This is a genomic window from Roseovarius lutimaris (genome assembly GCF_900115165.1).
In the GTDB taxonomy this organism is placed as follows: Bacteria; Pseudomonadota; Alphaproteobacteria; order Rhodobacterales; family Rhodobacteraceae; genus Roseovarius; species Roseovarius lutimaris.
The window spans coordinates 144,665-158,099 of record NZ_FOVP01000006.1; the positions used below are offsets into that span (position 1 = coordinate 144,665).

A 13,435-nucleotide genomic window follows, 5' to 3' on the forward strand; every position below is an offset into this window, starting at 1 on the left:
AAACAACCCAACAAGGAGAAGTCACATGAAAAAGACACTTAGCTTGCTCGCCACCACCGCGCTTGTCGCCGCCCCCGCCGTGGCCGAGGATCTTTCGGTCGTCGGAAGCTGGTCCGGCCTGCCGCTGCACAAGCAATACGAGGCCCCGTTCTGGGGCGAGACCCTGCCCGCCGCCTCGGGTGGAGAGCTTGAAACTGCCGTCACCACCCACGATCAGATGGGCCTTGGTGTCGGTGACATTTACCGCCTGCTTGGCGATGGCGTTTACGACGTTGCCATGACCGTGGCCGATTACGCCGTGGCCGACGCGCCCGAACTTGAGGGCCTTGATGTGCCGCTTCTGGCGCTGACCGCGGATGAGGCCAAGGCGATGGTCGATGCCGCCCGCCCGATGGTCGAAGACATCTATAACGCCCGCTTCAACAGCCACGTTCTTGCCATCGCGCCCTATCCGCCGCAGGTCGTGTTCTGCAACGCGCCAATCAAAGGTCTCGCCGACCTCAAGGGCCTCAAGGTGCGCGCATCCGGTCGCATGACCGCCAAATTCCTTGACGCGCTTGGCGCCGAAGGCGTGAACGTGTCCTTTTCCGAGGTGCCCGGCGCCCTGCAAAAAGGCGTGGTGGATTGTGCCGTCACCGGTGCCGGCTCTGGCTATAGTGCCGGCTGGTGGGAAGTGTCCTCGCATCTTCTGACGCTGCCGCTTGGCGGCTGGGATTCGGTCGTGACCGCGATCAACCTCGACAAATGGAACAGCCTGAGCGGCGACATGCAAAGCCTGATCTCCTCCGAAATCAAGGCCAAGTTTGAAGCCCCGGCCTGGGCCTCGGCGCAGGGCGCTCTGGTCAATGACATTGCCTGCCTCACCGGCAATGGCGACTGCCCGGCGGGCGATGCGCGCTCGATGACCCTTGTCGAGGCAAGCGACGCCGATTTCGCAACCGCCCGCGAGATCCTTGAGACCGAAGTGCTGCCCGATTGGGCCGATCGTGCCGGGGATGAATGGGTTGCCCGCTGGAATGCCTCGGTGGGCGAGGTCGTCGGCGTAAAAGTCACCGCCAACTGATCCCGGAACCGCCAGAAAGGACCCCATATGACCGATAGATTTCTGACAAGATTACGCGCGCTCAACCGGGCGGTGGCGGTGCTGATTGGCATCATGCTTCTGGCCTGCGCGGGCTTCGTTCTGCTTGATATCGTTCTGCGTCAGCTGGGGTCCTCTTTTGGTGGCACCGATGAGGTGTCCGGCTATGTGATGGCCATCGCCACCTCCTGGGGCATGGGCTATGCGATGCTCGAACTCGGTCACGTGCGCATCGACATCCTGCGCAGCCGCGCAGGGCCAAAGGGCCGGAGCCTGTTTGATCTGGCCTCGCTGATGATCTTGGCGGGCACGGTCAGCGTGATCGCCCTGCGCTGCTGGCCGGTGGTTGAGCGCTCGATCACCAACATGTCGCGCGCCAATACCGCACTTGAAACGCCGCTCTGGCTGGTGCAACTGCCGTGGTTTGTCGGCTGGGTCTGGTTCGCGCTGATGGCGTGGCTTACCTTTGTGACCGCGCTTTTGATGGTCCTCCAGGGCCGGTTTGATGCCTCGGAGGCCGCCATCGGCGTCTTTGCCGAAGAGGAGGCGTTTCAATGATCACCTATGTCTCGGTCGGCCTTCTGGCCCTGCTGAGCCTGTCAATCCCGGTCGGGATTGTGCTGTTCCTGCTCGGCTTTGGCATTGATGTGTTCTTTAGCCCCTTCCCGCTGATCAAGGGGTTGGGTCAAATGGTCTGGTCCTCGTCCAACAGCGCCACGCTTATTGCGATCCCGTTCTTCGTGCTTTTGGGCGAAATCCTTGTCCGAAGCGGTGTCGCCGCGCGCACCTATGAAGCGCTTGACCGGTGGGTGTCTTGGCTTCCCGGCGGGTTGGTGCATGCCAATGTCGCCACCTCGACGATGTTCTCGGCGATTTCCGGCTCGTCGGTCGCCACCGCCGCGACCGTCGCCACCGTCGCCATGCCACAGGCCGAACGACTGGGCTATGACCCCAAGCTGTTTTCCGGTGCGATTGCCGCCGGGGGCACGCTTGGTATCATGATCCCGCCGTCGATCAATCTGATCGTTTACGGCTTTCTCACCCAATCCTCTATCCCGCAACTGTTCCTTGCGGGGCTTTTGCCGGGCATCCTTCTGGCGCTCGGGTTTATCGTGATCACCGTGATCATCTGCCTGATCCGTCCCGATCTTGGCGGCGAACGGCGGATCTTTCCGCTGTCGCAAATGCTTGGCGCGCTTGTGCATCTTTTGCCGATCATCTTTTTGTTCACCATGATCATCGGCACGATCTACAAGGGCTGGGCCACCCCGACCGAGGCCGCCGCCGTCGGCGTTGCCGTCGCCTTTGTCATCGCCGCTTTCGCCAGCGGCATATCGTTCAGGATGATCTCGGATAGCCTCTTGGGAACGATCAAGGTCACCTCGATGATCATGCTGGTGGTGATCGGCGCGTCCTTCCTCAACTTCACCCTGTCCTCGGCCGGGCTTGGCCGCGAACTCAAGGAGTTTCTTGAGGGGCTTGGCCTCTCGCCGCTGGCCTTTATCCTTGTGGTGGTGATGATCTATGTCGTGCTCGGCTTTTTCATCGAAACGCTGTCGCTGATGGTGGTAACTATCCCGATCATCGTGCCGCTGGTGGTGGCGCAGGGCTATGATCCGATCTGGTTTGGCATCCTGATGATCGTGCTGATCGAAATGGCGCTGATCACGCCGCCTGTCGGGCTCAACCTTTACGTGGTGCAGGGCGCGCGCAAATCCGGCAAGATGAGCGATGTGATGATCGGCTCGATCCCGTTTGTCTGTGTCATGCTGCTTATGGCCGCCGCGCTTATCGCCTTTCCGCAACTGGCGCTTTACCTGCCGGCGGCGCTCAACTAGCGCGCCGCGCCAGAGGGCCGATAAGCATCGGCGTAAGATACATCGGCACCTGATAACAGCCGATAAACAACAGCATTGCCGCCCCGGTCTCGGGCGGCAATGCCCCCAGAAACAGCGCCAGACTGCGATTGCCCGCAACAATCGCCAAGGCCGGCGCCGCCGTCGCTTGCCCGGCGCGGTGCACCACCGCTAGGGCGCGCCACAGCCCCGGATCGCCCGACAGGATCGCCGGACCCACGGCCGACATCAGCCCAACGACAACCACCGCCATCGCCAGCGTGATCACCCCGTCAACCGTGCCCTGCCCTTGCGCCCCGCGCAGCCACGGCACCGCCCGGCGCAGGATCATCGCCGCCCCGGCCGCAAAGCCAATGACCGCCAAAAGCTTGAGCGCCGCAAGCGCCACCGCCTGCGGCGCGCCAAAGACCGGCATCAACCAGAACACCGGAAACACCGTCAGCGGCAGGATCGCGGTGCCCACCACAAGCTGGCGCAAGGCCGGGCTCGGGTCGCCCCCCGACAGGATCGCAAGACCGGGGCTTCCGGTCAGCGGCGCACCGGCCAGAACCAGAACCGCGCCGATCCCAAGGATAGAATTCAGCCCGCCAACCGCCCAAAGCAGCGCGATTGCCAGCACCGGCATGCCAACCTGCAAGGCCACCGCAATCCCGAGATAGCGCGGCAGGTGTCGGCGATCCGGAAAGGCCGCAATCGGATCAACCCGAAGCGTGGCCAGAAACAACAGGCAAACGATCATCGGAAAGATCAGCGGCGCAAGGATACCGGCAAGCCCCGGCGCCGTGACCCCGACCACCAGCCCGGCAATCAACACAAGCCGCCCGTGGCGCGCCAGCCTCTGCAAGAGCGCGATCATCACGTCTTAACTACCCTGTCGGTGCCGCCGCCGGAGGGTTGCGGGGCGGCCGGGCACGGCAAGGCTCGCGTCCTGACGCGGGGTTCTGGCAATCACCCGGCCTTTGGAAATCACCGCAAGGCGGGCCGGGCGCAGGCGCAGCGCCTCAATCGGATCACCCGCATCCAGCACCACCAGGGACGCCTGCGCGCCGACGTTCAGCCCATAGCCCTCAAGCCCCATGATCCGCGCGTTCTGATTGGTGACCATGTCAAAGCATCGCCGCATCTCATCTGGGTGCGACATCTGCGCCACATGCATCCCCATAAAGGCCACATCAAGCATGTCCGCCGTACCAAGCGAATACCACGGATCAAGTACGCAATCCTGACCCCAGCCGACGGTGATGCCCTGCGCCTGCATCTCTTTGACCCGCGTTAGCCCGCGGCGTTTCGGGAATGTGTCGTGCCGCCCCTGCAACATGATATTGATCAACGGATTGGGAATCGCGGCGACCCCGGCCTCGGCAATGAGCGGCAACAACTTGGACACATAGTAATTGTCCATCGAATGCATCGAGGTCAGATGGCTTCCGGCGACCCGCCCCTGCAAGCCAAGACGCTGTGCCTCAAAGGCGAGCGTTTCGATATGGCGGCTATGCGGGTCGTCGGTCTCGTCGCAATGCATATCCACGGGCAGGCCACGCGCCGCCGCCAGCTCGCACAACTCGCGCACCGAGGCCGCACCATCTGCCATGGTACGTTCGAAATGCGGGATGCCGCCAACCACATCGACCCCCATGTCAAGCGCGCGAATGGTGTTGTCGCGCGCGGTGGGGTCGCGGTAAAATCCGTCCTGCGGAAAGGCCACCAATTGCAGGTCGATGTAATCCCTGACCTTGTCGCGCACCTCAAGCATCGCCGCGACCCCAAGCAGGCGGTCATCGCAGGTGTCGACATGGCTTCGGATCGCCAAAAGGCCCATGCTGGCGGCCCAATCGCAATACTCCAGCGCGCGGGTGACCATCTCTTCCTGGGTCACGATCTGTTTCAACTCGCCCCAAAGGCCGATCCCCTCAAGCAGGGTGCCGCTCGCGTTCACGCGCGGGGTGCCATAGCTAAGCGTGGCATCAAGATGAAAATGCGGGTCGACAAACGGCGGGCTGACAAGATCGCCGGTCGCGTCGATCACCTCGCCCGCCTCCGCCTCTTGCAGGTTGCCAATCGCCGTAATCTTGGCTCCGGTGATGCCGATATCGGCCACCCGGCCATCCGGCAATGTGCCGCCCTTGACGATCAGATCAAACATCAGCGCTCTCCCTTGTTGAACGGCACCATCAATGCGCCCGGCACCTCGGCGCGCCGCGACATCACGATAAGCGCCAGAATCGACAGAACATAGGGCGTCATCAGGAAAATCTGATAGGGGATATCGGCGCCAAGCGGGGTCTGTTGTACCCGGATTTGCAGTGCATCAAAGGCCGCGAAAAGCACCGCACCCAAAAGGGCCTTGCCCGGTTTCCAGGCGCCGAACACCACCAGCGCGATACAGATCCAGCCGCGCCCGTTGACCATCTCGAAGAAGAATGAATCGAACGCCGACATGGTCAGAAACGCGCCGCCCATCGCCATGAACCCGCTGCCGACAATCACCGCGCCCATGCGGATGCCGGTGACCGAAAGCCCCTGCGCCGCCACCGCCGCCGGGTTTTCCCCCGCCGCGCGCAACGCAAGCCCAAGCGGCGTGCGATAGAGAACAAGCGACACCACCGCGACCAAGACAAAGGCCAGATAGGTCATCGGCGTCTGCGCAAACAGCGCCGGACCGATCAGCGGGATATCCGACAATACCGGAATCTCAAACGGCTGAAACGCGGTGATCTTGGGCGGGCTTGTCACCTCTGGCAGGGCAAGGCGATAGGCGTAATAGGTGCTTGAGGTCGCCAATAGGGTCACGCCAAGGCCCACCACATGCTGCGACAGGCCAAAGGGCACGGTCAGCACGCTATGGATCAAGCCGAACGCCATGCCGACGATCATCGCCACCATCACCCCGGTCCAGAGCCCGGTGCCGGAATAAACCGCCATCCAGCCGGCAAAGGCCCCGGCAACCATGATCCCCTCGATCCCGAGATTCAAAACACCGGCGCGCTCACAGATAAGCTCGCCCAGGGTGGCAAAGATAAGCGGGCTCGCGATGCGGATCGCGGCGGCCCAGAAGCTGGCGGATAAAAGGATATCGAGCATGTCCATGATCTATTCCCTCACCACCCTAAACCGGGTGAGCAATATCGCTAGCACCATGAGCAAAAGCGCCGTCGCCAGCATGATATCGGCCAGATAGGTGGGCACGCCAACCGCGCGGCTCATGCTGTCTGCGCCAACGAAAATGCCTGCCACGAAAAGCGCGGCGGCGACCACCGCCAGCGGGTTGAGCAGCGCCAGCATCGCCACGATAATGCCGGTATAGCCAAAGCCGGGGCTCAGATCGAGCGTCAGGCTCCCCTTGACGCCGGCCACCTCGGAAAACCCCGCAAGTGCCGCCAATCCGCCCGACAAAAGCGCGGTCCTGATCAGCACGCCATTGACCGCAATCCCGGCAAACCGCGCCGCATCGCGGTTAAGCCCGACGGCGCGCATTTCATAGCCAAGGGTGGTGCGCCGCTGAATGACCCAGACCAGGGCGGCGGATATGATCGCAAGCCCGAACCCCCAATGCAGGCGCAGCCCCTCCATCATCCGCGGCAGGCGCGCCTCGGTGATCAGGCGTTCGGATTTCGGCCATCCCATGCCCATCGGGTCCTTGAGCGGCCCTTCCAGAAGCATCGAGACAAACAACAGAAAGATGAAGTTGAACAACAGCGTCGTCACCACTTCGTCCACGCCGAAACGCACCTTCAACAGCGCCGGCACCAGCAGGACAACTGCGCCCGCCAGCATCGCGGCAAGCACAAGCGTGGGCAAAAGCGCCCCCGCCCCCCAGGGCAGCGCCCCGGTGCCAAGCACGACGGTAATCAGCGCCCCGGCATAAAGCTGCGCCTCGGCGCCGATATTCCAGAGCCGCGCGCGAAACGCCACCGCCACCGAAAGGCCGGTAAAGATAAGCGGCGTAGCGCGGTTCAGCGTTTCCAACACGGCGAATTTCGACCCGAACGCGCCCTTGATAATCAGGCCCAGAACCGCAAAAGGATTGGCCCCGGCCAGCATCGCCAGCAAGGACGCAACCACCACGGTCGTTGCGATGGCAATCATCGGCGGCAGGATGGTACGCGCAAGGCTCGGGTTGGCAATCGGCTCAAGACGCATGCGCCACCTCGTCCCGTTCAAACCCGTGGCCCGCCATCCAGACCCCAAGCTCTGCCGGGGTCATGCTGCCGCGCGCGAATTCAGGCGACAGACGCCCCTCGGAGATCACATGAATCACATCCGACAGCGCCATGATCTCATCGAGATCCTCGGAAATAAGCAGCACCGCCGCGCCGCGTGCGCGCGCGGCGAGCAACTGCGAATGCACATAGTTGACCGCGCCGATATCAAGCCCACGCACCGGCTGATTGGCCAGGATGATGCGCGGCGCGGCCTCAAGCACCCGGCCAAGGATAAGCTTTTGCATATTGCCGCCCGACAACAGCCTGATCCGCGTTTCCGGCCCCGGACAGCGCACGTCATAGCACTCGATAATCTCTTGCGTGGCGGTCTCGGCGCGGGCCCAGTTCATCCAGCCGCGCCTGCTCATCGGGGGCTTGTGATAGCTTTCGAGAATGGCGTTTTCGGTGAGGGTGAAATCGGCAATCGTGCCGGTTTTGTGCCGGTCTTCGGGAATGCGCGCGATGCCGCTTTGCACGGCGATACGCGGCGACCATTGCGCAAGGCCGACGCCGTCAAGATCAAGCTGCCCCGCATCGGGCGCGGTCAGACCCCCGATAAGATCGGCAAGCGCCGCCTGCCCGTTGCCCGACACACCGGCCAGCCCGGTGATCTGACCGGCGCGCAAATGCAGCGTCGCGCGCTTGAGCCCCGGCGCATTGCCCTGATCGGGCGTGCTGACATCGCGCAACTGCAACAGGGCCGCGCCGGGTGTGGCGGGGCTCACCTTGGGGGCGTTCACCTCGGCGCCGACCATGGCGGCGGCAAGGGCGTGACGGTCGGTATCGCGCGTGGCCATCTCGGCCACAAGCCGACCATGGCGCAGGATCACCACCCGATCCGAGATATCCATCACCTCGTGCAATTTGTGGCTGATGAAGACAATCGACAGGCCAAGCGCCACCGCCTTGCGCAGGGTGGCAAACAGGTCATCGGTTTCCTGCGGGGTAAGCACCGCCGTCGGCTCGTCCAGAATAAGGATCTTTGCCTCGCGATAAAGCGCCTTAAGGATCTCGACGCGCTGCCGCTCGCCCACGGTCAGGGTGCCGACACGGGCCTCCGGATCAACCGACAGGCGGAAATCATCGGCGAGTTTGGTGATCCTAGCGCGCACCGCCGCAGGGTCAAGCCGAGGCTGCCAAAGCGGCACGGTGCCAAGCGCGACGTTTTCCAGCACGGTCATATTGTCGGCCAGCGTGAAATGCTGATGCACCATGCCGACGCCCGCATCCAATGCGGCGCGCGGATTGCCGGGCGGCAAGGCCTTGCCAAACACCTCGACCGCGCCACTGTCGGCGGTGTACTGGCCAAACAGGATATTCATCAAGGTGGTCTTGCCCGCGCCGTTTTCGCCCAAAAGCGCGATCACCTCGCCGCGATGCAAGGACAGGCTGACCGCGTCATTCGCAACCAGCTTGCCAAAGGTTTTGGTAATGCGATCAAGGCGCAGAACGACCTGCGCCGCCTCTGCGCCTGTCATTCAGGACGACTTCGGTTCGTCGTCGTTGATCTCGACCGTGAAGGTACCTGCCTTGATCGCCTCGCTGCGCTCCTTGACAAGCGTCATGGCGGCCTCGGGCACTTTGCCCTCGAAGGTGCCAAGCGGCGCAAGCGACGATCCACCTTCGCTCATGAAGGAATAGACTCCGTAATCGGCGGCCTTGAAGGTGCCGCCGTTCACTTCGGCAATCGCTTTGTCAAGCGTCGGCTCGAAATGCCAGATCGCCGAGGCGACAACCGTGTCGGGATAATCGGCCTGGGTGTCGATCACATTGCCAATCGCCAGAATACCCTTTTCCGCCGCCGCATCCGAAACGCCAAAACGCTCGGCATACAAGATATCGGCGCCGTTCTCGATCATCGCAAAGGCGGTTTCCTTGGCCTTGGGCGGATCGAACCACGAACCGATAAAGCTCACCTGGAACTTGATATCCGGGTTCATCTCTTTGGCACCGGCCATGAAGGCATGCATCAAACGGTTCACCTCGGGGATCGGAAAGCCGCCGACCATGCCGATATTGCCCGATTTTGTCATCGACCCGGCGATGATCCCCGACAGATACGAGGCATCCTGAATATAGTTGTCAAATACCGCGAAATTCGCCAGTGCATCGTCGGGCTTAAAGCTTGACCCGAGAAGGAAGGCGATATCGGGATAATCCGCTGCCACTTCGCGTGCTTCCTGTTCCACGGCAAAGGCCTCGCCGATGATAAGCTTGTAGCCCTGCTCGGCATATTCGCGCATCACGCGGGCATAGTCGGTATTGCTGACATTCTCCGAAAAGACATAGTCGACATCGCCGCGCTCCTGCGCGGTCATGGCGGCCTTGTGAATGCGGCTCACCCATTGCTGTTCGACCGGCACGGTATAAATCCCGGCGGTCTTGATCGGCTCGGCGGCCCGCAGAGGCGTGGCCAGCGACGAGGCACCGGCTACAAGCGCCGCAGCGGCGGTGGTGGCCATGAACTGGCGGCGCGACAGGGGCGCAATGGTCCGGGTTTTGGGGGTGGTCATGGTGATCTCCTTGTTGGGCAGCTTTTTTGTTTTACCAATTGGTAAAATTATTTTTGCGAATTGTCAGCAAATTTGTGCGCCGCGCCGTGAGAAACCGCAAGACCTGCCTGAAAAATATGCACTGCCTCAGGGCGCGAATGCGGTCGCTTCCATGGTGGTGACATGATCCGTCTCGCGCCGCACACGCAGGGCGAGAGCCCCCTCTTGCGCCCTCGCCTCAACCCGCACCGGGATATTGCAGATCAGCGGCGACCGACCGCGATAGGTAAAGCGCGCGGGCAGATGACCGAATAGCTTGGTGGCAAGGTTCATCATCCAGATCGCCTGAAGCGGGCCGTGAACCACAAGGCCGGCATATCCTTCGACTTCGGTGGCATAGGGGTAATCATAATGAATGCGATGGCCATTGAAGGTAAGCGCCGAATAGCGAAACAGCAGCGTCGTATCCGGCGTGATCGACCAGCTTTCGGCGTCAGGCCAATCCTCGGACGCGACGACGGTGGGCGTGCTGCCGGGCTTGGGGTCTTCGCGGTAAACGATATCCTGCCGCTCGCTCAGGTACGGCGTGCCATCGACGCTATAATCATGGCGCTGCTTGACAAACCCAAGCGCACCGCTGCGCCCCTGCTTAAAGACCACATCTTCAATCGTGCTGGTGCGCGCGACATGATCGCCGGGGTTAAACGGGCGATGAAACTCCAACTTGCCCCCGGCCCACATCCGGCGCGGCAATGGCAATGCGGGCAGGAAAATCCCGGTCCTGGAATGGCAATCGCGGCCAAGGTCCGAGGGTTCGACCACATCCGGCCCGATGCACCAGTGAAAGCCGGGCGGCACCGCACCGGGGCCAAGCGTGCCCGCAAGCGTGGCGCGATATTGCCCCAGCAAGCGATCCGAAATCGGCTCTGACCGGGTATAGCTGCGCCCGATCCAATCGTCATATTCGCCCATCTTCGCCCCCTGATGTTACCCGCGACCCGGCCCATAGGATTTCGGCAGGCCAAGCACCTGCTCCGCAATATAGCAAAGGATCAGATTGGTCGAAATCGGCGCCACCTGATATAGCCGCGCCTCGCGGAATTTACGCTCGACATCATATTCCTCGGCAAAGGCAAAGCCGCCGTGCGTCTGCATGCAGGCCTCTGCCGCCTCCCAGCTGGCATCGGCGGCCAGCATCTTGGCGGTATTGGCCTCGACGCCGGGATTGTGCCCCGCATCATACATCGCCGCCGCGCGATACACGATCGCCTCGGCGGCCATCATATGGGCATGGGCACGCGCCAGCGGGAACTGAATGCCCTGATTGGCACCGATCGGATCGCCAAACACCACCCTTTCGCGGGCATAGGCGGCCCCGGTCTTGAGAAACCATTTCGCATCGCCAATGCATTCGGCGGCAATCAGGATGCGCTCTGAATTCATCCCCGACAGGATATAGCGAAAGCCCTTGCCCTCTTCGCCGATAAGGCTGTCGGCGGGAATGCGCAGGTTGTCAAAGAACACCTCGGTGGTGGCGTGGTTGATCATGGTGCGGATCGGGCGGATTTCGATACCATCGCCAACCTTGTCGCGCAAATCGACCAGAAAGACCGACAGCCCCTCGGTTTTCGATCCCACCTGATCGCGCGGTGTGGTGCGCGCCAAAAGCACCATCAGATCAGAATGCTCGACCCGCGAAGTCCAGATTTTCTGACCGTTGATCACATACTCATCGCCCTCGCGCCGCGCCGTGGTCTTGAGCGCAAGCGTATCGGTGCCGCTTGTCGGCTCGGTCACGCCAAACGCCTGAAGGCGCAGCGTGCCATCGGCGATCCGGGGCAGGTAACGTTCCTTTTGCGCCTCATTGCCGTGGCGCAACACCGTGCCCATCGTATACATCTGCGCATGGCAGGCCGCCGCGTTGCAGCCCTGGCTGTGGATTTCCTCGAGGATCGCCGCCGAGGCCGTCAGGTTCAACCCCGAGCCGCCATAGTTTTCGGGAATCATCGCCGCCAGATACCCCTCGCGGATCAGGGCATCGACGAACTCTTTGGGATAGGCGCGGCGCGCATCAAGATCACGCCAATAGGCCCCCGGAAACCCGGCACAGACCTTGGCCACGCCGTCACGAATTGCACTATAGTCCGCCGTCGGATCGAAAGAGGTCATCTGTTTCTCATTCTGTCTAAGGTCACCCTTCTTTCGCAGATTTGGGCCGGACGCGGAACCGGAAATTCGATCCGCAACACGGCGCAAACCAAAAGCATACCTCAGGCGCTTGTCAAGCACGCCCAATCCCCTGTTATATGCGCAGGCAGATCGCACCGCGAAAAAAGGGAGACACCCAAGATGACCAGCCTTGCCATTCCCAAACCTCTGAACCTGATTGGTGGTGACTGGGTGCCGGCCCTCTCGGGCGCCGAACTTGAGGTGCGCTCGCCGATTGATGGCGAGGTGTTCACCACAATCGCCGATTCAGGCCCCGCCGATATCGACGCCGCCGTTGCCGCCGCGCGCGCCGCGTTTCAAACCGGCGACTGGGGCCGCATGCCCGCCGCCGAACGGGGCCGCCTGATGCTGCGCCTAAGCCTGCGCATTCTTGAAGATGTCGAACCCCTCGCCCAGCTTGAAACCCGCGACAACGGCAAACCGATCAAGCAATCGCGCGCCGATATGGTGGCCGCCGCGCGCTATTTCGAATTCTACGGCGGCGGCGCCGACAAGGTGCATGGCGAGGTGATCCCCTTCATGGCGGGCTATAACGTGCAAGTGCTGCGCGAACCGCATGGCGTGACCGGCCATATCATCCCTTGGAATTACCCGGCTCAGATGTTTGGCCGCTCGGTGGCCGCCGCTCTGGCCATGGGCAATGCCGCCGTGCTCAAACCCGCCGAAGATGCCTGTCTGACCTCGCTGCGCCTTGGCGAGCTGGCACAAGAGGTCGGCTTTCCGCCCGGCGCGATCAACATCGTCACCGGGCGCGGCGACACGGCGGGCAAGGCCCTCTCCGAACACCCCGACGTCGATTTCATGTCCTTCACCGGCTCGCCCGAGGTCGGCGTGATGATTCAGATCGCCGCCGCGCGCAATCACATCAACTGTACCCTCGAACTTGGCGGCAAATCCCCGCAGATCGTGTTTGACGACGCCGATCTTGAGGCGGTCATGCCGGTGCTGGTCAATGCCATCATCCAGAACGGTGGCCAGACCTGCTCGGCCGGCTCTCGCGTGTTGATCCAGCGCGGGATTTACGATCAGGTCATGGCGCAACTGGCCGAACGCTTTGGCGCCGTCACCGCCTCGGCCTCAGGCGAGGATGCGGTGCTTGGCCCGCTGATTTCCGCGAAACAGAAGAAACGGGTCGAGACCTATATCACGCAGGCCGACGCGCCGCTTGTGGCGTGCGGCAAAATCGACCCCGATGCGCCCAAGGGCGGCTATTACGTGGCCCCTGCCCTGTTTGGTCCCGTCGATCCCAAGTCGAAAATCGCCCAGGAAGAAGTGTTCGGCCCGGTTCTCTGCGCCATTCCCTTCGCGGATGAGGCCGAGGCAATCCAGATCGCCAATGACACCGATTATGGCCTTGTTGCCGGCATCTGGACCCACGATGGCGGGCGCCAGATGCGGGTCGCCAAGGCGATGCGCTGTGGTCAGGTGTTCATCAACGGCTATGGTGCCGGTGGCGGCATCGAATTGCCGTTCGGCGGCATCCGCAAATCCGGGCATGGGCGCGAAAAGGGCTTTGCCGCCCTGTTCGAATTCTCGCAAATCAAGACCATCATCAACAATCACGGCTAAGGAACA

General features: G+C 62.2%; 12 protein-coding genes. 4 read left to right on the top strand and 8 right to left on the bottom strand.

Features of this window, described 5'->3' with window-relative positions; all coding sequences use genetic code 11:
* Positions 1-25: 25 nt before the first annotated feature.
* From BMZ91_RS07030 to BMZ91_RS07040, 3 genes are read left to right on the top strand one after another with little or no spacing between them, the layout of a single operon-like run.
* Positions 26-1,063: a TRAP transporter substrate-binding protein gene (locus BMZ91_RS07030; protein ID WP_092836159.1), complete on the top strand. Its 1,038-nt coding sequence runs from the start codon at positions 26-28 to the stop codon at positions 1,061-1,063.
* A 27-nt stretch (positions 1,064-1,090) separates the two neighbouring features.
* A complete protein-coding gene (locus tag BMZ91_RS07035) occupies positions 1,091-1,639 on the top strand; it encodes a TRAP transporter small permease subunit (RefSeq protein ID WP_092836161.1) in 549 nt (182 codons plus the stop codon).
* The gene (locus tag BMZ91_RS07040; RefSeq protein WP_092836163.1) at positions 1,636-2,919 is read left to right on the top strand and encodes a TRAP transporter large permease; all 1,284 of its coding nucleotides are present in this window, start codon (positions 1,636-1,638) and stop codon (positions 2,917-2,919) included. Before BMZ91_RS07035 ends, BMZ91_RS07040 begins: the two co-directional genes overlap by 4 nt.
* Here BMZ91_RS07040 and BMZ91_RS07045 read toward each other — a convergent pair.
* The 8 genes from BMZ91_RS07045 to BMZ91_RS07080 all read right to left on the bottom strand — a co-directional run bounded on the left by BMZ91_RS07045 (position 2,912) and on the right by BMZ91_RS07080 (position 11,800).
* A complete protein-coding gene (locus BMZ91_RS07045) occupies positions 2,912-3,793 on the bottom strand; it encodes a hypothetical protein (protein WP_092836165.1) in 882 nt (293 codons plus the stop codon). The two genes, BMZ91_RS07040 and BMZ91_RS07045, sit on opposite strands and share 8 nt — an antisense overlap.
* 6 nt (positions 3,794-3,799) lie before the next feature.
* Positions 3,800-5,080, bottom strand: coding sequence for an amidohydrolase family protein (locus BMZ91_RS07050; protein WP_092836167.1), 1,281 nt, complete (start codon positions 5,078-5,080; stop codon positions 3,800-3,802).
* Positions 5,080-6,024: an ABC transporter permease gene (locus BMZ91_RS07055; protein WP_092836169.1), complete on the bottom strand. Its 945-nt coding sequence runs from the start codon at positions 6,022-6,024 to the stop codon at positions 5,080-5,082. Before BMZ91_RS07055 ends, BMZ91_RS07050 begins: the two co-directional genes overlap by 1 nt.
* A 3-nt stretch (positions 6,025-6,027) precedes the next feature.
* Positions 6,028-7,077 (bottom strand): ABC transporter permease, encoded by a 1,050-nt coding sequence (locus BMZ91_RS07060; RefSeq protein ID WP_092836171.1) that lies wholly within the window; start codon positions 7,075-7,077, stop codon positions 6,028-6,030.
* The gene (locus BMZ91_RS07065) at positions 7,067-8,617 is read right to left on the bottom strand and encodes an ABC transporter ATP-binding protein (protein ID WP_092836173.1); all 1,551 of its coding nucleotides are present in this window, start codon (positions 8,615-8,617) and stop codon (positions 7,067-7,069) included. The genes BMZ91_RS07060 and BMZ91_RS07065 overlap by 11 nt, the downstream gene beginning before the upstream one ends.
* Positions 8,618-9,652, bottom strand: coding sequence for a BMP family protein (locus BMZ91_RS07070; protein WP_092836175.1), 1,035 nt, complete (start codon positions 9,650-9,652; stop codon positions 8,618-8,620).
* Between the two features lie 126 nt (positions 9,653-9,778).
* Entirely contained in the window at positions 9,779-10,603 is an 825-nt protein-coding gene (locus BMZ91_RS07075) for an HTD2 family dehydratase (RefSeq protein WP_092836179.1), read from the bottom strand.
* Between the two features lie 15 nt (positions 10,604-10,618).
* Positions 10,619-11,800: an acyl-CoA dehydrogenase family protein gene (locus tag BMZ91_RS07080; protein WP_092836352.1), complete on the bottom strand. Its 1,182-nt coding sequence runs from the start codon at positions 11,798-11,800 to the stop codon at positions 10,619-10,621.
* 180 nt (positions 11,801-11,980) lie between these two features.
* Between BMZ91_RS07080 and BMZ91_RS07085 the strand changes: the two genes are divergently transcribed.
* Positions 11,981-13,429: an aldehyde dehydrogenase family protein gene (locus BMZ91_RS07085; protein ID WP_092836181.1), complete on the top strand. Its 1,449-nt coding sequence runs from the start codon at positions 11,981-11,983 to the stop codon at positions 13,427-13,429.
* Positions 13,430-13,435 lie beyond the last annotated feature (6 nt).